The 20,029-nt window shown below is 59.7% G+C and carries 18 protein-coding genes and 1 pseudogene; 3 read left to right on the top strand and 16 right to left on the bottom strand.

Annotation, left to right across the window (positions count from 1 at the left end):
* Window positions 1-10 precede the first annotated feature (10 nt).
* Together NF676_RS05740 and NF676_RS05735 are read right to left on the bottom strand one after the other, a co-directional pair.
* On the bottom strand, window positions 11-742 hold the full coding sequence (locus tag NF676_RS05740) for a tellurite resistance TerB family protein (protein WP_039759087.1): 732 nt from the start codon (window positions 740-742) through the stop codon (window positions 11-13).
* A gap of 179 nt (window positions 743-921) precedes the next feature.
* Complete coding sequence (locus NF676_RS05735) at window positions 922-1,107, bottom strand: hypothetical protein (RefSeq protein WP_041478186.1); 186 nt, start codon at window positions 1,105-1,107, stop codon at window positions 922-924.
* Window positions 1,108-1,510: 403 nt separating this feature from the next.
* Here NF676_RS05735 and NF676_RS05730 point away from each other — a divergent pair, with 403 nt between their 5' ends.
* Complete coding sequence (locus NF676_RS05730) at window positions 1,511-3,139, top strand: glucan biosynthesis protein D (protein ID WP_252887376.1); 1,629 nt, start codon at window positions 1,511-1,513, stop codon at window positions 3,137-3,139.
* Window positions 3,140-3,316: 177 nt separating this feature from the next.
* On the opposite strand, the gene NF676_RS05725 is transcribed toward NF676_RS05730, so the two are convergent.
* The 3 genes from NF676_RS05725 to NF676_RS05715 form a co-directional block, all read right to left on the bottom strand.
* The gene (locus NF676_RS05725; protein ID WP_039759093.1) at window positions 3,317-4,423 is read right to left on the bottom strand and encodes an NADH:flavin oxidoreductase/NADH oxidase; all 1,107 of its coding nucleotides are present in this window, start codon (window positions 4,421-4,423) and stop codon (window positions 3,317-3,319) included.
* A gap of 255 nt (window positions 4,424-4,678) precedes the next feature.
* Window positions 4,679-6,388 carry a single-stranded-DNA-specific exonuclease RecJ gene (gene recJ, locus NF676_RS05720; protein ID WP_056783131.1) on the bottom strand — a complete coding sequence of 570 codons (1,710 nt, stop codon included), beginning with the start codon at window positions 6,386-6,388 and terminating at the stop codon, window positions 4,679-4,681.
* A 54-nt stretch (window positions 6,389-6,442) separates the two neighbouring features.
* Window positions 6,443-6,985 carry a YaeQ family protein gene (locus tag NF676_RS05715; protein WP_007908961.1) on the bottom strand — a complete coding sequence of 181 codons (543 nt, stop codon included), beginning with the start codon at window positions 6,983-6,985 and terminating at the stop codon, window positions 6,443-6,445.
* A 146-nt stretch (window positions 6,986-7,131) separates the two neighbouring features.
* Between NF676_RS05715 and NF676_RS05710 the strand changes: the two are divergent.
* Window positions 7,132-8,331 (top strand): annotated as a pseudogene (locus NF676_RS05710) (CaiB/BaiF CoA transferase family protein).
* A gap of 220 nt (window positions 8,332-8,551) precedes the next feature.
* Here the strand turns inward: NF676_RS05710 and NF676_RS05705 are convergent.
* From NF676_RS05705 to xerD, 7 genes are all read right to left on the bottom strand, one after another.
* Complete coding sequence (locus NF676_RS05705; protein WP_016771530.1) at window positions 8,552-8,833, bottom strand: DUF3509 domain-containing protein; 282 nt, start codon at window positions 8,831-8,833, stop codon at window positions 8,552-8,554.
* A gap of 162 nt (window positions 8,834-8,995) precedes the next feature.
* Window positions 8,996-9,403 carry a response regulator gene (locus NF676_RS05700; protein ID WP_041478191.1) on the bottom strand — a complete coding sequence of 136 codons (408 nt, stop codon included), beginning with the start codon at window positions 9,401-9,403 and terminating at the stop codon, window positions 8,996-8,998.
* Between the two features lie 117 nt (window positions 9,404-9,520).
* The gene (locus tag NF676_RS05695) at window positions 9,521-10,894 is read right to left on the bottom strand and encodes a transporter substrate-binding domain-containing protein (RefSeq protein ID WP_056783127.1); all 1,374 of its coding nucleotides are present in this window, start codon (window positions 10,892-10,894) and stop codon (window positions 9,521-9,523) included.
* 120 nt (window positions 10,895-11,014) lie between these two features.
* Window positions 11,015-12,424 (bottom strand): threonine synthase, encoded by a 1,410-nt coding sequence (gene thrC, locus NF676_RS05690; protein WP_024011723.1) that lies wholly within the window; start codon window positions 12,422-12,424, stop codon window positions 11,015-11,017.
* A 106-nt stretch (window positions 12,425-12,530) separates the two neighbouring features.
* The gene (locus NF676_RS05685; RefSeq protein WP_024011722.1) at window positions 12,531-13,835 is read right to left on the bottom strand and encodes a homoserine dehydrogenase; all 1,305 of its coding nucleotides are present in this window, start codon (window positions 13,833-13,835) and stop codon (window positions 12,531-12,533) included.
* Window positions 13,836-13,966: 131 nt separating this feature from the next.
* Window positions 13,967-14,698, bottom strand: a complete 732-nt coding sequence (gene dsbC / locus NF676_RS05680) for a bifunctional protein-disulfide isomerase/oxidoreductase DsbC (RefSeq protein WP_041478193.1) — start codon at window positions 14,696-14,698, stop codon at window positions 13,967-13,969.
* A 366-nt stretch (window positions 14,699-15,064) separates the two neighbouring features.
* Entirely contained in the window at window positions 15,065-15,961 is an 897-nt protein-coding gene (xerD, locus tag NF676_RS05675) for a site-specific tyrosine recombinase XerD (RefSeq protein WP_150636241.1), read from the bottom strand.
* Window positions 15,962-16,069: 108 nt separating this feature from the next.
* Between xerD and NF676_RS05670 the strand changes: the two genes are divergently transcribed.
* Window positions 16,070-17,878, top strand: coding sequence for a cation:proton antiporter (locus NF676_RS05670; RefSeq protein ID WP_252868846.1), 1,809 nt, complete (start codon window positions 16,070-16,072; stop codon window positions 17,876-17,878).
* A 166-nt stretch (window positions 17,879-18,044) separates the two neighbouring features.
* Here NF676_RS05670 and rplS read toward each other — a convergent pair whose 3' ends face one another.
* Genes rplS through rpsP form a run of 4 tightly spaced genes read right to left on the bottom strand, consistent with a single transcriptional unit; the run spans window position 18,045 to window position 19,989 of the window.
* Window positions 18,045-18,395 carry a 50S ribosomal protein L19 gene (gene rplS / locus NF676_RS05665; RefSeq protein ID WP_041478196.1) on the bottom strand — a complete coding sequence of 117 codons (351 nt, stop codon included), beginning with the start codon at window positions 18,393-18,395 and terminating at the stop codon, window positions 18,045-18,047.
* A gap of 45 nt (window positions 18,396-18,440) precedes the next feature.
* Window positions 18,441-19,151, bottom strand: coding sequence for a tRNA (guanosine(37)-N1)-methyltransferase TrmD (trmD, locus tag NF676_RS05660; protein WP_231507574.1), 711 nt, complete (start codon window positions 19,149-19,151; stop codon window positions 18,441-18,443).
* Between the two features lie 44 nt (window positions 19,152-19,195).
* Entirely contained in the window at window positions 19,196-19,732 is a 537-nt protein-coding gene (gene rimM / locus NF676_RS05655) for a ribosome maturation factor RimM (RefSeq protein ID WP_016771538.1), read from the bottom strand.
* A 5-nt stretch (window positions 19,733-19,737) separates the two neighbouring features.
* Window positions 19,738-19,989: a 30S ribosomal protein S16 gene (gene rpsP, locus NF676_RS05650; RefSeq protein WP_003185073.1), complete on the bottom strand. Its 252-nt coding sequence runs from the start codon at window positions 19,987-19,989 to the stop codon at window positions 19,738-19,740.
* Between the last annotated feature and the right edge of the window lie 40 nt (window positions 19,990-20,029).

Genomic DNA, 20,029 nt, shown 5'->3' with positions numbered 1-20,029 from the left:
GCCACTACGATTACACGCTATCCGCCCCCACCAACCGCACCTGCCTCTCCAACTCCACCTTCAACCCCGGCTCCAGCTTCAACTGCCGTGCCAGTTCATCCAGATAGCTCTTCTCCATAAAATTCTCCTCATCCACCAGCATCACACTGGCGATGTACATCTCCGCCGCCATTTCCGGCGTGCTTGCCGCGCGGGCGACGTCGGTGGGGTCGAGGGGTTTGTTGAGTTCGGCGTGGAGCCAGTGTTGCAGCTCCTGGTCGTTGTCGAGTTTGGTGAATTCGCCTTCGATCAGTTCGCGCTCGCGCTCGTCGATGTGGCCGTCGGCCTTGGCGGCGGCGACCAGGGCTTTGAGGATGGCCTGGCTGTGTTCTTCGACTTGCGCGGGTGGCAGGCGGTCGAGGGTTTGTGGTTCGCGTTGGGGTGCGCTGCCTTTTTGGGCGTTGTAGTTGCCGTAGGCCTTGTAAGCCAGTACGCCCAGCGCGGCGAGGCCGCCGTAGATGGCGACTTTGCCGCCGACCTTGCGGACTTTTTTGTTGCCGAGCAGCAGGCCCATCGCGCCCGCGGCCAATGCGCCGCCGCCCGCGCCGGACAGCAGGCCGCCGAGGCCGCTGGAGCCAGACGAGCCACCGAGCAAACCGCCCAGTCCGCTGGCAGCCGACTTGTTGGAAGCGCCACCAGTCTTGTTCTGCAGCATTTCCTGCCCGGACTTGAGCAGTTGATCGAGCAATCCACGGGTGTTCATGTTCCGTCTCCAAACAAGGATTATCCGGATCTAAGGCCCTCAGCCTAGTTCGAAAGTGCCCGACCCCGACCTGCGAGTGTGCTTCGAGATGTTGCTCGCCACTCAGAAGGGCATGTTTCGAGCGTTACGCAAATGAAAAAGGGGCAGGCTTCTCGGCCGGCCCCCTTCTCCCCTCCCCCTTAGAATCGCGAAACACTCCGCATCGCATCCACCAGATAGCGCATGGCAATCCGGTCGCTTTCCGATAGTTCTCGATAACGCTCCACAAGTTTCAATTCTTCGGAATTGAGGCGGCGTCTTCTGCGCCCGCCGCCCAAGCAAGGGAAGATGCCCAACATTTCGGTGATGCTCTGTATTTTTGCCATGGACGATGTCCTTCTCTATTGAGTCAAGAAACTGCTGAACCTCACATCGCCCTGCCTCTTCGAGCAGCGTCGTGTGCCCCGCCGGCACGAAGGCTTGTATCCGGTCTTGCCCATAGAATAGGAATTATATCGGCGTTGAAAAGCGGTTTTTAGAGTAATTAATCGAAAAAAGCAGATATGCCCTCTAAATCAGAGAACCCTGTCAGAAAAATTACAGACATGTCTTGTTTCATTGCCAGGTGACGCAACGCAAACAAGCCTTTTTGCCCGACAATCGAACCGATTAAGCTAGCGGGCATCTGTTTATAGTCCGTTGCGTTTGGCCGAAGGCATGACCGAACCGTAATTTCCGATCCGACAGGTGCCAGGAACGGCGCTGGATTGCACACGACAGGTTGTATTTATGCACCGCAGGAATTTGCTCAAAGCGTCCATGGCCATTGCGGCCTATACCGGTCTTTCCGCGTCGGGCCTGTTGGCCGCCCGCGCTTGGGCAGCCAATGGCGGCGCCGCCGATGGCGAGGCCCAGGCCTTCGATTTCGAGGCGTTGAAGCGTCAGGCCAAGCAGCTCGCCGGCAGTGCCTATCAGGATACGAAACAGGTGTTGCCGCCAACCCTGGCGACCATGACTCCGCAAAATTTCAACGCGATCCGCTACGACGGCGAGCATTCCTTGTGGAAGGAAAACAAAGGTCAGCTGGACGTGCAGTTCTTCCACGTCGGCATGGGTTTCCGTCAACCGGTGCGCATGTACAGCGTTGATCCGAAGACGCGCATGGCGCGCGAGGTGCATTTCCGTCCGGCGCTGTTCAATTACGAGAACACTTCGGTCGACACCCAGCAGCTCAAGGGCGACCTGGGTTTTGCCGGCTTCAAACTGTTCAAGGCGCCGGAGCTGGATCGGCATGACGTGGTGTCGTTTCTGGGCGCCAGCTATTTCCGTGCGGTCGATGCCACTGGCCAATATGGCCTTTCCGCGCGCGGCCTGGCCATCGACACTTACGCGAAGAAACGCGAAGAGTTTCCCGACTTCACCAAGTTCTGGTTCGAGACGCCTGACAAGAACGCCACGCGTTTTGTGGTCTACGCCCTGCTCGACTCGCCGAGCGCGACCGGCGCCTATCGCTTCGACATCGATTGCCAGGCCGAGCGCGTGGTCATGGAAATCGACGCGCACATCAATGCTCGTACCACCATCGAACAACTCGGCGTGGCGCCAATGACGAGCATGTTCAGCTGCGGCACCCACGAACGGCGCATGTGCGACACCATTCATCCGCAGATTCACGACTCCGATCGCCTGGCAATGTGGCGCGGCAATGGCGAGTGGATCTGCCGGCCGTTGAACAACCCGGCGACGCTGCAATTCAATGCATTTGCCGACAAGGACCCGAAGGGTTTCGGCCTGGTGCAGACCGACCACGAATTCGCCAACTATCAGGACACCGTCGACTGGTACAGCAAGCGCCCGAGCCTGTGGGTAGAACCTACAACCGCCTGGGGCGAAGGCTCTATCGATCTGCTGGAAATTCCTACGACCGGCGAGACGCTGGATAACATCGTCGCGTTCTGGACGCCGAACAAACCCGTGGCTGCCGGTGATTCGCTGAACTACGGGTACAAGCTCTACTGGAGCGCCCTGCCACCGGTCGGCACGCCACTGGCGCGGGTGCACGCGACGCGTTCGGGCATGGGCGGCTTCACCGAGGGCTGGGCGCCGGGTGAACATTACCCGCCAGTGTGGGCGCGGCGCTTTGCCGTAGACTTCACCGGTGGCGGCCTCGAGCGCCTGCCACAGGGCACCGGGATCGAGCCGGTGATTACCTGTTCCAACGGCAAGGTGCAGGACTTCAGCGTGCTGGTGCTGGATGACATCAAAGGTTACCGGATCCTGTTCGACTGGTACCCGACCAATGACAGTGTCGAGCCAGTGGAACTGCGCCTGTTCATTCGCACCAATGACCGCACGTTGAGCGAGACCTGGCTGTACCAGTATTTCCCGCCGGCGCCGGACAAGCGTAAATACCCTTGAGGTTCTAAGGCGGCTGTTCTGGCGTCATTCGCGAGCAGGCTCGCTCCCACAGGGGTCCGCATTCCTATTGTGGGAGCGAGCCTGCTCGCGAAGAGGCCCGCCTGACAACGCAAAATTGTGCCGAATAGAAAAGCCCCGACCCTCACCGGCTCGGGGCTTTTGCTTTCCAGCCTTCAATCAATCGCGCAAATCCGACTCATGAATCGGCTGGTCGCGATGGGTCGCGCGCTGATACTGCGCCGGCCACACTGCTTTGCGCCCGCCCAGATCATCGTCGGCATGCAGCGGCCAGTACGGATCGCGCAGCAGTTCGCGCGCGAGGAAAATGATATCGGCCTGACAGGTACGCAGAATGTGCTCGGCCTGGGCCGGCTCGGTGATCATTCCGACAGTACCGGTGGCGATGCCTGACTCTTTGCGTACACGCTCGGCGAAGCGCGTCTGATATCCGGGTCCAACCGGGATTTCCGCGTTTGCAGCAGTCCCTCCTGAAGACACGTCAATGAGATCGGCGCCCAGCGTATGAAGGCGACGCGCAAGCTCGACGGTCTCATCCGGATTCCAGCCATCTTCGACCCAATCGGTCGCCGAGACGCGGACAAACACCGGCAACTCCTCCGGCCATACCGCCCTCACCGCTTCAGTGACTTGCAGCACCAGACGGATACGATTCTCGAACGAACCACCGTACTGATCGCGGCGTTGATTGCTCAGCGGCGAGAGAAACTGATGCAGCAGATAGCCATGCGCGGCATGCACCTCGACCACGCTGAACCCCGCCGTCAGCGCGCGTTTGGCCGCGTCGACAAAGGCCTGAATCACCTCGGCGATCTGCCCTTCATCGAGCTGTTTCGGCTGGGTGTGCTGCGGATCGAAAGCAATCGGCGATGGCCCGACCGGGGTCCAGCCGCCGTCCTCGGGCTTGACACTGCCATGCTTGCCGATCCACGGCCGGTGGGTGCTGGCCTTGCGCCCGGCGTGGGCCAGTTGAATACCGGCGACCGCGCCCTGGGCGGTGATGAAGCGAGTGATGCGTTGCAGCGGTTCGATCTGTTCGTCGTTCCACAGGCCAAGGTCTTCGGCGGTGATGCGTCCGTCGGCGGTAACCGCCGTGGCTTCGGTAAAAACCAGACCGGCACCGCCCACCGCGCGGCTACCCAGGTGCACCAGGTGCCAGTCGTTGGCCAGGCCGTCGACGCTGGAGTACTGGCACATCGGCGACACGGCGATGCGGTTGGGCAGGGTCAGTTGGCGAAGAGTAAAGGGTTCAAGCAGCAGACTCATGGGGCACCTCTCGAATCAGTGGGCAGGCTCCAGGGTTCTGTTTGAAAAGTCGACGAGTGACAGAAAAAGGGTGCAGCACCCGCCCCCGCGGGCAAAAATTCGACAAGACGTCACAAGGCCAATCAAGCAGTGCTTAGAGCCTAGTCGACAACGGGGGATCTTGGGGGGTTCCAGAAAAGATCGCAGCCTTCGGCAGCTCCAACAGAGGAATGCGATCCCCTGTAGGAGCTGCCGAAGGCCGCGATCTTTTGATCTTCAGCGCGGTTCGATATGAGCAATCATCAGCTGCACAGTCTCGTTGCCACGAAACTCGTTAACGTCGAGCTTGTAAGCCAGTTCAACCCATTGAATCGTCGGGTTCGGCCACACATCGCGATCAATGCCAAACGCGATGCCATCGAGCTTCACCGAACCGCATTCGCTTTTCAGCACCACTTTCAAATGCCGTTCGCCGACCACGCGCTGCTCGACCAGTTGAAACACACCGTGAAACAGCGGCTCGGGAAAATGCTGCCCCCACGGCCCGGCGTGGCGCAAGGCGCGAGCCAGTTCGAGATGAAACTCTTCAACGGCCAGCGTGCCATCTGAAAGCATCCGCCCAGTGAGGTCTTCTTCGCGAAGTTGCCTACGCACTTCAGCGTCGAAAGCCTCGGCGAACAGCGGAAAATTCTCCTGCGGCAAGGTCAGACCAGCGGCCATCGCGTGGCCACCATATTTGGCGATCAGGTTCGGATGCTGCGCCGCGACCACACTCAGCGCATCGCGAATATGGAAGCCCTGCACCGAGCGACCGGAGCCCTTGAGCAGACCATCACCGGCATCGGCGAAGGCAATGGTCGGGCGGAAATAGCGCTCTTTCATGCGCGAGGCGAGGATGCCGATCACGCCCTGATGCCACTCCGGATCGAACAGGCACAGACCAAACGGCATCGACTCGACCGGCAGATCCTTGAGCTGCGCCAGCGCTTCACGCTGCATGCCCTGCTCGATGGATTTGCGATCCTGGTTCATGCCGTCCAGTTGCGCAGCCATTTCCCGCGCCAGATTGGCGTCGGCCGTGAGCAGGCATTCGATGCCCAGGCTCATGTCGTCCAGACGTCCGGCGGCGTTCAGGCGCGGGCCGACGATGAAACCCAGGTCGGTGGAAGTGATCCGCGCAGCCTCTCGCTTGGCGACTTCGAGAATCGCCTTGATCCCCGGCCGTGCCCGGCCGGCGCGAATCCGCTCCAGCCCTTGATGCACGAGAATGCGGTTGTTGGCATCCAGCGGCACCACGTCGGCGACGCTGCCCAGCGCCACCAGATCGAGCAGTTCGCCGATGTTCGGTTGTGGCTTGCTCTCGTACCAGCCGAGGCTGCGCAGACGCGCGCGCAATGCCATGAGTACGTAAAAGATCACCCCGACGCCGGCCAGCGCTTTGCTCGGAAATTCGCAGCCCGGCTGATTCGGATTGACCAGCGCATCAGCCTGCGGCAGTTCATCGCCGGGCAAGTGGTGGTCGGTGATCAACACCTTCAGTCCGGCGCGCTTGGCCGCCGCGACGCCTTCGACACTGGAAATACCATTGTCGACGGTGATCAATAATTGCGGTTCACGGGTCAGCGCGACTTCGACGATTTCCGGCGTCAGGCCGTAGCCGTATTCGAAGCGGTTCGGCACCAGGTAATCGACATGCGCCGCGCCCAACAGGCGCAGACCGAGGACACCGACAGTGCTGGCGGTGGCGCCGTCCGCGTCGAAGTCGCCGACGATCAGAATGCGCTGGCGTTGCTCCAATGCCGTCACCAGCAGGTCAACCGCCGCATCGATGCCTTTGAGCTGCTGGAACGGGATCAAGCGCGCCAGACTCTTGTCCAGCTCCGCCTCCGACTGCACGCCCCGCGCCGCGTACAGGCGGGTCAGCAGTGGCGGCAGATCACCGAGGAAAGGCAGCGTGGCAGGCAATTCACGAGGTTCGATACGCATGGGGCGACGGAGGCTTCTCTTTGATTCGTGGGAAATATCAGCGGTGTCGCGACCTCAGCCGCGCTCACCTTGCAGCCATTGCAACTGGACTTCGTGCTGACCGCGATCGTCGGTGACGAAGATCGTGCCTTCGCTGATCATCACGTCCCACTTGATGACGCGGGGCATGTCCTTGGCCAGGGTCTCCAGCACTTCTTGCGGGACGGCGGCGATGTTGACGTTTTTCAGGTTCTTGATCGCCGGGATCACCTTGGTTTCCCACACACGCAGGCTGCCGTAGGCCAGCAGGCTGGTGCGTTCGGTGCGGCGCGAGCACCAGGTCAGGCGATCGGCATCCGGCTGGCCGACTTCGATCCAGTGCAGGACACGGTCGTCCAGGCTCTTTTCCCACAAGGCCGGTTCATCCACGTCTGACAGACCACGGCCGAACGACAGCTGCTCGTTGTACCAGAGCGCGTAGGCCAGCAGCCGCACAGTCATGCGTTCTTCGGTCTCCGAAGGATGACGGGCGATGGTCTGCTTGACGCTTTCGTAGACGCTGCGGTCGAGGTCGGTGAGGTTCAGTTCGAATTTGTAGGTAGTGGACGGCTGGGCCATGAACGGGCTTCTTGATACGAGGAAAGTCGGCAAGTCTAACCGATGCCACAGGCAATCATCGAATTGATGGCAATCAAGCTGCGGCGTCTGACAGTCGGCTATGTTAAAACCCTGTATCCGCTCAGCCTTGTCCTACAGGATTTCGCATGCCGTTCACCAGCAAACCGCTCTCGGGTCTGAAAGTCATTGAATTGGGTACGTTGATTGCCGGGCCGTTTGCCTCGCGCATTTGCGGAGAATTCGGCGCCGAAGTGATCAAGATCGAATCGCCTGACGGCGGCGATCCCCTGCGCAAATGGCGCAAGTTGTAGGAAGGCACCTCGTTGTGGTGGTTTGTCCAGGCGCGCAACAAGAAGTCGCTGACCCTCAATCTGAAACACCCCGACGGCTTGGCGATCCTGAAACAGCTGCTTAGCGAAGCCGACATCCTCATCGAGAATTTTCGCCCCGGCGTACTGGAAAAACTCGGTCTGAGCTGGGAAACCCTGCACGCCCTGAACCCGAAACTGGTGATGGTGCGCCTGTCCGGTTTCGGTCAGACCGGGCCGATGAAAGATCAGCCCGGCTTCGGCGCGGTCGGCGAATCCATGGGCGGCCTGCGGTACATCACCGGTTTCGAAGACCGGCCACCGGTGCGTACCGGGATTTCCATCGGCGATTCGATTGCCGCGCTGTGGGGCGTGATCGGTGCACTGATGGCGCTGCGTCATCGCGAGGTCAATGGCGGACTGGGCCAAGTGGTCGACGTTGCGCTGTACGAAGCTATCTTCGCGATGATGGAAAGCATGGTGCCGGAGTTCGACGTGTTCGGTTTCATCCGCGAGCGCAGCGGTAACATCATGCCGGGCATCACGCCCTCTTCGATCCACACCAGTGCCGACGGCAAACATGTGCAGATCGGCGCCAATGGTGATGCGATCTTCAAACGCTTCATGCTCGTGATTGGCCGCGCAGATCTTGCCAACGACCCGGTGCTGGCCAGTAACGACGGACGTGACAGTCGCCGGGACGAGTTGTATGGCGTGATTGATCGCTGGGTCAATTCCTTACCGCTGCAGACCGTTCTCGACTTGCTCAATCAGGCCGACGTACCGGTCAGCCGGATCTTCAGCGCCGAGGACATGTTCAACGATCCGCAATACCTGGCGCGGGAGATGTTCCTGCATGCCAAGCTGCCGGACGGCAAGGACTTCAAGATGCCCGGCATCGTGCCGAAGCTGTCGGAAACGCCGGGCTCGTCCGAATGGGTCGGACCGCAGCTTGGCGAACACAATGCGCAGGTGCTTGGCGATCTGGGCTACGACGCGGCGCAAATCGCTCGGCTGCGCGAAGACGGGGCCATTTGAGCAACGCTGGAGGTTTGGTTTTCGAGCAAAAAGCTGTGCACAGGGCAAACGCCGGGCAAAAGAAACCCCGAGAAGTGGGGAGACGACTCGGGGTTAAACAGGGTCTGCTTCGAGACCCGTAGCAGCAAGCGACAAGCACCGGAGCACAATGCTTGATCCTGCTGTTATGGGGTCTGACTGACAGGGATGCGGGAAGGTTCCCACAAAAAATGTTTCATCTTTACAGGGCCGGACGCTTGTCCAGAGCTGCATTGCGCAACGCCGCAATGACGCAGGGTTCCAGCCGCCCTTCGGCGATCATCACGTCACGGTGCAGGCCGTCCACCACGTCGGTCAGCAAGCGCTTGTCGCTCAACTGGGCCTGATTGAATTCGCGTTCCACCACAATGGCGCCGCTGCTGTTCTTCAGCGTCACCAGACATTCACCATGGCTGCCGCGAGGGGTCAGCGTCACCTGATACGGGCTCAGAGCCTCACCGAGCAATAGACTGATACTTTCCATCTCGATCTCCACTCAATAGTCCGAAAACACAGTGCCTGGGGCGTGTTCACATTAAATGACCACCGGCCCGAGAAGAAAGTTCTGCCTGTCACGTTCCGACCTTGCAGGACCGTGTCTGACAGAGCATGCATGGCGAAGATGACAGAAAAATATTCGCCGGTATCAGGCCTCGATGAGTGCCTGCGCAGTGATCAGATAACTGTCCAGCAGACCTCGCATCAACACCGCCGAAACCGGTGTCTGCAGACGCCCCAGCAGGCGCAGGCGTTGTTGACGAAGCACCGGCTCCAGATCACTCAACAAACTCTGCGCGACCGAGCCCAGCAGAATCAGGGCACGCGCCTCATGGTGCGCCGCCAGGTGATGAATCAATGCCAACCCATCGCCACCTTTGAGCTGCGGATCGCAAATGGCGATATCGACCGCACCGCGATGCCCCAGTGAAGACAAGGCTGACGCCAGCGAAGGCGCGGTCAATACGTCGTAGATGCCGATGGCATTGAGCATTTGATGCAATGCCATCAGCTGGAACGGGTTGGGTTCAAGAATCAGGACTTTAAGCGAGCGCATGGGCGACCTCTGGAGCGATCATCGCGGACTCTCACCGCAGGTGTCGTTCACTCTAGGGCAGGCGTCTTAAGCCTCCCATCAGAAAAGTAGCCGCGTCTTGCAGGACATTTCCCTTCTTTACTGCAGACAGCGGCACCCGCTCTCGGTCCGACGCTGGGTGATGTCGGTCCAGCCGCCCAACAAGCCGCGCAATTTGCCGTCGCCGCTGTAAAACGGCACGGTCCACTGATAAACCTCGCGAGGCCCGCCCTTGAACAGCAGTTGGCGTTTGCTGAAGCGCGACTTGCGGGTTTGCAACTGGGCGATGAATTCGTCGTGGAGCATCCGCGCGGTGGTTTCCGGAAACGCATCGACTTCGATCAGCAAGCGTCCCTGCATCTGGTCCTGGCGCACCGACAGCGCTTCCTCGTAACTGCGATTGCAGATGATCAAACGCCCGTGCAGATCACGGACAAACACCGGATCCGGCATCGAATCGATCAGGGCGTGCTGAAAGGCCAGTTGATCGCCCAACTCCTTTTCCGCCGCGCAGCGCAGCTTGATCACGGCCGCCAGGCGCCGGTTCCACACCAGCGACAGCATTCCGAAAACGCCGATTCCCCCCATCGCCCAGCATGCCCACTCGACCAGGCGCTTCCACACGGAGGGCACGGGCGGCGGCGAAACGCCTGCCAGCCACTTGAGACGAATCGCCCGCAACTCCGCAGCAGGGAAAGCTTCCAGCGCCTTGTTAAGAATACTCAGTAGTTGCGGCATGCCTTTTCGTACAGCCAGATGATCGGCTTCCCACTTGCCCTCTACCAGAGCACCGACCTTGAGCATGCCCAACGGATAGAGCTGCGCGCCGATTTCGTTTTCGATGGTTGCGTAGGCTTCCCCACTCTCGACCAGCGCCCGCGCTTCGGCGTAGGTTTTCACCGAGCGTATTTCAATCGACGGATAATCGCGCCGAATCGCATCCTCCAGGGCATGACGGGCGGGCAGCACCAGAACGCGCTTCGCCAGTTGCTCGAAAGACTCCACCCTCGGGGCATTGGCATGTCCGACAAACACCCAGCCAGCCCCTCCGAAAGCATGACTGAAATCGAGAAACGCCTTGCGTTCGTCGCTCATGGCCAACGTCGTACTGATGTCCGCGACCCCGCTTTGCAGGCGATCGAGCATATGGTCGGTAGAGAACGATTCCTGGTGCTCGAATTGCAGTCCGGTCATAGCGCTGACCCGCTTGAGCACATCGTTGTTCAGACCGCTCCACTGGCCGTGTTCGTCCTGAAACAGGTACAGCGGATATTGCACCGATGCCACCGTTACTCTGGGGTTGTCACGGATCCATTGCCGCTCGTGCGCATCCAGTTCGACAACCGGCACAGTGCCCGACGCATTCGCCTGATCGAGTGCCATCTGCGCTGCCACGCCGCTGTGCATCCATCCCAGCACCGCCAACAAAAACAACCAGCCCAGTGCCGGTTTCAAACCTCTGTAAAACAGCATTGCCATTTCCTTCGTGATCGACTCACCCGTCCTTCGTGGGTGAAAACCCGAGCAGTGTGGCAGCAGAAACAAAAAAGCCCGTCAGGAGACGGGCTTCAAAATGTGACAGCTTTTACTGGCTTAGAGTGGCTTGCCGCGGTTGCCATGCTGGCTGACAAAGGCTTGCACGGCTTTCAGGTCGTTTGGCAGAACCGTGCAACGCTCGTTTCGCTCAAACAAATCAGAAAGATGTGCAGGTAGTTCGAGCGCTTTTCCTACACCCGCTTTCTCCACTGCCTCAGGAAACTTGACCGGATGGGCAGTGCCCAGAATCACCATCGGGATATCCAGACTGCGACGGCATTCGCGCGCAGCTTTCACACCGATGGCAGTGTGCGGGTCGAGGACTTCACCGGTTTGCTCGTAGACGTCGGCGATGGTTTCGCAGGTCTGCGCATCGTCCACCGCCAGCGAATCGAACAGCTTGCGTGCTTCGGTCCAGCGTTCTTGTTCGACGCTGAAACTGCCGTCCTTTTTGAACGAGTCCATCAGGCCGGCAATCGCCGCACCGTTTCGACCGTGCAGGTCGAACAGCAGGCGCTCGAAGTTCGACGAAACCATGATGTCCATCGACGGCGACAGCGTTGCGTGCAGGGTTTCCTTGACGTACTGGTTGCCGCTCATGAAGCGGTGCAGGATGTCGTTGCGGTTGGTCGCCACGATCAACTGATTGATCGGCAGGCCCATGTTGCGCGCCAGGTAGCCGGCGAAGATGTCGCCGAAGTTGCCGGTCGGTACCGAGAACGACACCGAACGCGCCGGACCGCCCAACTGCAGGGACGCATGGAAGTAGTAAACGATCTGGGCCATGATCCGCGCCCAGTTGATCGAGTTCACCGCCACCAGACGCGTGCCTTTGAGGAAGCTCTGGTCGGCGAAGCTGTTCTTGACCATTTCCTGGCAGTCATCGAAGTTGCCTTCGATGGCGATGTTGTGGATGTTCTCGCCGAAGATCGTCGTCATCTGCCGACGCTGCACTTCCGATACACGCTGATGCGGGTGCAGGATGAAGATGTCGACGTTTTCGCAGTGCTTGCAGCCTTCGATGGCCGCCGAACCGGTGTCACCAGAGGTGGCACCGACAATCACCACGCGCTCGCCGCGCTTTTCCAGCACGTAATCGAGCAGACGACCGAGCAGTTGCAGGGCGAAGTCCTTGAACGCCAGGGTCGGGCCATGGAACAGCTCCAGCACCCATTCATTACCGTTCAACTGACGCAGTGGCGCAACGGCGCTGTGGGCGAACACACCGTAGGTTTCTTCGAGGATCTTCTTGAAATCGGCATCCGGGATGCTGCCGGTGACAAACGGGCGCATCACCCGGAAGGCCAGTTCGTGATACGGCAGGCCAGCCCAGGAAGCGATCTCTTCCTGAGTAAAACGTGGCAGGTTTTCCGGGACGTACAGACCGCCATCGGTCGCCAGACCGGCCAGCAGGACCTCTTCGAAATTCAGGGCCGGGGCCTGGCCGCGAGTACTGATATATCGCATTTTTTTCAAACCTTCGGTTTGAGCTGCAAGCTGCAAGCTGCAAGTCGCAAGTAAAAGCCAGACTGCTTCTCTCTTGCCGCTTGCAGCTCGAAGCTTGCCGCTGCTTTTAGTTCAAATGTTCGACACGGATCCGTACAACCGGGCCGTCGACGCCAGCCAGTGCTTCCAGCGCGGTGATCGCATCGTTGATGCGCTGCTCGACCACGCGGTGGGTCAGCAGGATCATCGGCACCAGGCCGTCATGCTCTTCGACTTCCTTCTGCATGATCGATTCGATATTGATGCCGCGCTCCGACAGGATGCTCGCCACCTGAGCCAGTACGCCCGGGTGGTCCTTGGCGTGAATGCGCAGGTAGTAAGCGCTTTCGCAGGCTTCGATCGGCAGGATCGGATGCGCCGACAGCGAGTCCGGCTGGAAGGCCAGGTGCGGTACACGGTTTTCCGGGTCGGAAGTCATCGCGCGAACCACGTCGACCAGATCGGCGATCACCGACGAAGCGGTCGGCTCCATGCCAGCGCCGGCGCCATAGAACAGCGTCGAACCGGCGGCGTCACCGTTGACCATGACGGCGTTCATCACGCCGTTGACGTTGGCGATCAGGCGATCGGCCGGAATCAGCGTCGGGTGCACGCGCAACTCGATGCCGGCGTCAGTGCTGCGCGCCACACCCAAGTGCTTGATGCGATAGCCCAGCGCTTCGGCGTAGTTGACGTCGGCAGTGGTCAGTTTGGTGATGCCTTCGGTGTACGCCTTGTCGAATTGCAGCGGAATACCGAAGGCGATAGACGCCAGAATGGTCAGCTTGTGCGCGGCATCGATGCCTTCGACGTCGAAGGTCGGATCGGCTTCGGCGTAACCCAGCGCTTGCGCTTCGGCGAGCACGTCTTCGAACGTACGACCTTTTTCGCGCATTTCGGTGAGGATAAAGTTGCCGGTGCCGTTGATGATCCCGGCAACCCAGTTGATGCGGTTGGCGGACAGGCCTTCGCGGATCGCCTTGATCACCGGAATGCCACCGGCCACCGCCGCTTCGAATGCCACGATCACGCCTTTCTCGCGTGCCTTGGCGAAAATCTCATTACCGTGAACGGCTATCAGCGCCTTGTTCGCGGTGACCACATGCTTGCCATTCTCGATGGCCTTGAGTACCAGCTCGCGGGCAACGGTGTAGCCGCCCATCAGCTCTATGACGATGTCGATCTCAGGGTTCGTGGCCACTTCGAAGACATCGTTGGTAATCGCAATACCGGTCGTCTGGAACTGAGGCTTTGGCGTGCGCGTGGCAATTTGCGCCACTTCGATTCCACGCCCGGCACGACGAGCAATTTCCTCGGCGTTGCGCTGAAGTACGTTGAAGGTACCGCCACCGACGGTCCCTAACCCACAGATGCCTACTTTGACCGGATTCACTGTGAACTCCCCATGAAACGGCCGACACAGGGTCGGCCGGAAAACAACCGCGTGCTCGCGGCTCTCTGTTGATGGCCCGGCGCTGCTGCTGCCGGACCACGATCGTCAACGGTTACCCGTGACGATGCGAATTACTTCGCGCCCAGCGCCAGTTTGGCGACTTGTGGCGCCGGCTGGTAGCCCGGAATGACCTGGCCGTCGGCCAAAACGATGGCCGGTGTACCGTTCACGCCGATCGACTGACCGAGCGCGAACTGTTTGGAAACCGGGTTATCGCACTTGGCGGCTTTGATTTCCTTGCCATCGACCATTTTGTCCATGGCGGCTTTCTTGTCTTTCGAACACCACACTGCTTGCAGCTGCTCGTCACCCGGCGAATTCAGGCCCTGGCGCGGGAACGCCACGTAGCGCACTTCGATGCCGCGCTTGTTCAGCTCGGGCACTTCGGCATGCAGTTTGTGGCAGTACGGACAGGTGGTGTCGGTGAACACGGTGATGTGCGATTTGGTCTCGCCCACGGCCGGGTAGACCACGGTTTCGGCCACCGGGATGGCATTGATCAGTTTGGAAATGCCCAGGCGTTCGGTCTTCTCGGTCAGGTTGACCGGTTTGCCATTCGCGAGCTGGTACAGGTTGCCCTGCACGATGTACTGGCCATCGGCACTGGCGTACAGCACGCGGCTGCCTTTGAGTTTGACTTCGTACATGCCAGGCAACGGGCTGGCATTGATGCTTTCGACCGGAACCTCGAGTTCGAGTTTTTCCAGGCTTTGACGAATGGCTTTGTCGGCCGCGTCGTCGGCGACGGCAAAGGTGCTCACCAGCGCAATAGCGGCGGCGGCGAAAATCTGGGTCAGACGCATGAGTACTCCTGAGGGCGGGCCAATGAAACGATCAGAACGCCCGTGCGAAACACCGGGTCATAACCGTCCATCGTGCAAACCGGCAAAGCCTAACACATAAGGCCGCGAGGGCCGAATGCGCCTGTCGCCACACACTCATGTGCAACTGACACACCTTCATGCTTGTACAACTGACCCACAACCACATGTGGCTGACGCACATCATTGTGGCGAGGGGATTCATCCCCGCCGGGTTGCGAAGCAGCCCTAAACCATCCACCGCGATCTTTCAGTCAAAATCGAGCCAGCCGGGTTTGCGACTGCTGCGCAGCCGAACGGGGATAAATCCCCTCGCCACAGGTCAGTATTTCAACATTATGGGATGTGTCAGCCGCGTGGGTGGTGTTTGGCGTGAAGATCCTGCAATCGGGCGCGGGCGACATGGGTATAGATCTGCGTCGTAGAGAGGTCGCTGTGCCCGAGCAGCATCTGCACCACGCGCAAGTCCGCGCCATGGTTGAGCAGGTGCGTGGCAAATGCGTGGCGCAAGGTATGCGGCGACAGCGACTTGCTGATCCCGGCGACCTTGGCCTGATGCTTGATCCGATGCCAGAACGTCTGCCGGGTCATCTGCTCGCCGCGCTGGCTGGGGAACAGCACATCGCTGGGGCGGCCACCGAGTAATTCTTGACGGCCATCACGCATATAGCGCTCGACCCAGACAATCGCCTCCTCGCCCATCGGCACCAGACGCTCCTTGCTGCCCTTGCCCATCACCCGCAATACGCCCTGGCGCAGGTTGACCTGCTCCAGTGTCAGGCTGATCAGTTCGGTCACGCGCAGGCCACAGGCATACAGCACTTCCAGCATCGCGCGGTCACGCTGGCCGATGGCGTCACTCAGGTCCGGAGCCTTGAGCAGTGCTTCGACATCGGCTTCCGACAGCGATTTGGGCAACGGCCGGCCCAGTTGCGGCATGTCGACGCGCAACGTCGGGTCGACGCTGATCAGCTTTTCCCGCAGCAGATAGCGATAAAAGCCACGCACCCCGGAGAGAAATCTCGCGGTGGAGCGCGGCTTGTAGTTTTGCTCCAGCCGCCACGCCAGGTGATCGAGGATCAATTCGCGACCGGCATTGATCAGCTCGAGATTTTTCTCCTGCAACCAGCCGTTGAACAGCGCGAGGTCGCTGCGATAGGCGTCGCGGGTGTTGTCGGACAGGCCTTTCTCCAGCCATAAAGCGTCGAGGAATTGATCAATCAGCGGATGGTCGATGGCAGGCATGGGTGCTCGGGGCAGGCAGTTTTTAACACTGCGCGCAAATAGACAGTGAACGACGGGAATGGCCGCTAGTCTTTCATAGCCAGCCAGATCAAGGAACAGGGAGCATCAATGAACGAGCAGCAAATTCTCTTGGCATTTGGCGGGATCGGCGCGGCGGCGCTGGGTTGTCAGTGGCTGGCATGGCGCCTGAAGCTGCCGGCCATTCTGTTTCTGCTGCTGACCGGCATTCTGGCCGGCCCGGTGCTGGGTTGGCTCGACCCGCAGGAAATGTTCGGCCCGCTACTGATGCCACTGGTGTCGCTGGCAGTGGCGCTGATCCTGTTCGAAGGCAGCCTGACCCTGCATCTGTCGGAATGGAAAGAGATCGGCAGCGTCGTTCATCGACTGGTGACCCTCGGTGCGATTTCGACCTGGATCGTCATCGCGGTGGCCACGCACTTTCTGCTGGGCTTCGACTGGATGCTGGCGATTCTGTTTGGCAGCCTGACGCTGGTCACCGGTCCGACCGTAATCGTGCCGATGCTGCGGGTGGTGCGGCCAAAAGCCTCGATCGCCAACATCCTGCGCTGGGAAGGCATCGTCATCGATCCGATCGGCGCTCTGCTCGCCGTCGTGGTGTACAGCTTCATCATCGCCAGCGCTGAAGGGCATGGCCTCAAGCAAAGTCTTCTCACCTTCGGCGGGGTGATCCTCTGCGGCGCCGTGTTTGGTGTCGTCGGTGGCTGGCTGCTGGGGACGGTGATCCGGCGTCAGTGGCTGCCGGAATACTTGCATAACCTGGCCTCGCTGGCAGCGGTGCTGGCAATCTTCATCGGTGCCAACCAAGTGATGCATGAGTCCGGCCTGCTGGCGGTGACGCTGATGGGCATGTGGCTGGCCAACATGAAAGGCGTGGACGTGCGGCACATCTTGCACTTCAAGGAAAACCTCAGCGTGTTGCTGATTTCCGGACTGTTCATCCTGCTCGCGGCGCGCCTGGACCTGAACGCGTTGATCGGTCTGGGACCGCTGGTGTTGATTCTGCTGCTGGTGATCCAGTTGATCGCTCGCCCATTGAATGTTTTGCTCAGCACCGCCGGTTCCAGTCTCAGCTGGCGTGAACGGGCGTTGCTGTGCTGGATCGCGCCACGCGGGATCGTCGCAGCGGCTGTCTCGGCGATTTTCGCGATCCGCCTGGATGAATCCGGACATGAAGGCGCCCTGCTGCTGGTGCCGCTGACCTTTGCGGTGATCATCGGTACCGTGGTTTTGCAAAGCGCAACGGCGCGACCGCTGGCACGGCTGTTAAAGGTCGCCGAACCGGCGCCGAGCGGTTTTCTGATCGTTGGAGCCAATAGCCCGGCCCGCGCATTGGGCAAGTCGCTGCAGCAACTGGGCAGTCGCGTACTGCTGACCGATTCGAGCTGGGAGAATATCCGCGCGGCACGCATGGAAGGCTTGCCGACTTATTTCGGCAACCCGGCGTCGCAGCATGCTGACGCGCATCTGGACCTGGTGGGGTTGGGGCATTTGCTGGCGCTGTCACCGTCGGGCGAGCTGAACACATTGGCGGCGATGCGCTTTCGTCATGACTTCGGTCATCAGCGCCTGTTCGGTCTGGCCAGCGGCCATGAAAGCCGCCGCAGCGATAAACATCGGGCGAGCCTGGAACACCGGGGCAATCAGTTGGGCAGTGAGGCACTGACCTATTCGAAACTGGCCGGCCAGATGGGCCAGGGTGCCGAGCTGTACAGCACAACCCTGACGGATGGGTTTGGCTGGGATGATTACCGGGCGCTGCACGGCAATCGCGCAACGTTGCTGTTCATGCGTGATGACAGCGGCTGGGTGCATGTGGTGACGCCGGAAACGGCGCTGAAGCCTGGGGCTGGATGGACGTTGCTGGCGTTGATTCAACCAGAAGGTTCCAGCGCCTGACGGATCGATTCGCGAGCAGGCTCGCTCCCACTCTATTCCTGTGGGAGCGAGCCTGCTCGCGAAGGCCGCGACTGGGTCACGGACAGACTGAAGATCTTGGCAGCACAAATCCCGGGCAACAAAAAAGCAGCCCGTAGGCTGCTTTTTTCTGCATCGGAAGCTGGGCTTAAGCCAGTTTTTCCTTGATGCGTGCTGCTTTACCCGACAGGTCGCGCAGGTAGTACAGCTTGGCTTTACGTACGTCACCGCGACGTTTAACAGCCATGCTGTCGATCTGCGGGGAGTAGGTCTGGAAAGTACGTTCTACGCCAACACCGTTGGAGATTTTACGAACGGTGAACGCACTGTTCACGCCGCGGTTACGCTTGGCGATTACAACGCCTTCGAACGCTTGCAGACGGGAACGATCGCCTTCCTTCACTTTCACCTGAACGACAATAGTGTCGCCTGGGGCGAAGGTAGGGATTTCTTTGCTCATCTGCTCTGCTTCGAGTGCAAGGATGATTTTGTTGGTCATGCTGTGCTCCTAAGGTAAATCGTTCGATCTACCATCGATACGTTGTTAACTATCGTCCCGCTCGCGGATGTATTCCTCGAGCAGCTTCTTCTCTTCTCCAGAAAGCGAGCGGCTTTCCAGAAGATCGGCGCGTCGTTCATAGGTCCGACCAAGGGACTGCTGTAAACGCCAACGCCGGATATGCGCGTGATTGCCACTCAGCAACACGTCGGGAACACGCTGATCCGCATACACCTCCGGTCGGGTGTAATGCGGGCAATCCAGCAGACCATCCGTAAAGGAATCTTCCTCAGCGGAATCCGCATGCCCTAAAGCTCCAGGCAGCAGTCGTGTAACCGCATCGATCAGGACCATGGCCGGCAGCTCGCCGCCAGACAGTACATAGTCGCCAATCGACCACTCTTCATCGACATGAGCCTCAATAAAGCGCTCGTCAATGCCTTCGTAGCGGCCGGCAATCAGGATCAATGCATCCGATTGTGCCAGCTCGCGTACCGCCGACTGAGTCAGTTGACGGCCTTGGGGGGACAGGTAAATCACCTTCGCCGCCTCCCCGGCTGCTGCCTTGGCCTGAGCCAGCGCATCTTCCAGGGGCTTGATCTTCATCACCATGCCCGGACCACCGCCAAACGGGCGATCGTCCACAGTGTGATGCCGATCCGTCGTGTAATCTCGCGGATTCCAACAGGTCAGCTGCAAGAGCCCCTGTTTGACCGCACGACTGGTGATGCCGTAATCGCCAATGGCGGAAAACATCTCGGGAAACAAACTGATCACTTCTACGCGCAAGTTAGCCACGTTCAGAAGTCCGCGTCCCAATCCACCTTCATCTCGCCCGCTTCCAGGTCGACAGCCAACACGCATTGCTCCGTATAGGGCAACAGGCGTTCGCGATCATCCAGGCTGCCAGCGCAAGGCTTGACGACCATTACATCATTGGCGCCGGTTTCCAGAAGATGATCGATTTTCCCGAGCAGTTGCCCAAGGGTGTCGATGACCTTCAGACCTTCCAGCTGGTACCAGTAGTACTCGCCTTCGGTCAATTCAGCGAACAGGTTGCGCGGCACGCAGATCTCATAACCGGCCAGAAGACGAGCTTCTTCACGATCATCGAGACCCTTGAGCTTGGCGACCAGGAACTTGTCGCTCCCGCGTCCACTGACCAGCTCGACCTGTTTGACATTGCCTTCGCGCTTGAGCGTCCAGGTTTTGTACTGCAACAGGTTTTCAGTCGGATCAGTAAAGGAATAAACCTTCACTTCGCCGCGAACGCCATGAACAGAATAAATTTTGCCAATAACGATCAAATCATCGGCAGGGGCTGGCGTCGCGTTCATATTGCTCAGGCCGCAGCCTTGGCAGATTCCTTCAACAACTGAGCAACGCGCTCAGAAGGTTGTGCACCAACGCTCAGCCAGTAGGCAACGCGCTCTTGGTTCACGGACAGACGGATTTCCTGACCACGGGCAACAGGGTTGAAGAAACCAACCTGTTCTTTGTGGGAGCCGTCACGCGGGTTACGCGAGTCGGTTACGGTCAGGTGGTAAAACGGGCGCTTTTTGGAGCCGCCAAGGGCAAGACGGATTGTTAGCATGTGAACATCGTTCCTGTAGTCGGTGCTGCAAATCTAAATG

It is taken from the genome of Pseudomonas siliginis, assembly GCF_024072275.1.
GTDB classification, from domain to species: Bacteria; Pseudomonadota; Gammaproteobacteria; order Pseudomonadales; family Pseudomonadaceae; genus Aquipseudomonas; species Aquipseudomonas siliginis.
Note: the sequence above shows the minus strand (reverse complement) of the source record. Positions and strands in the feature narration are given on the sequence as shown.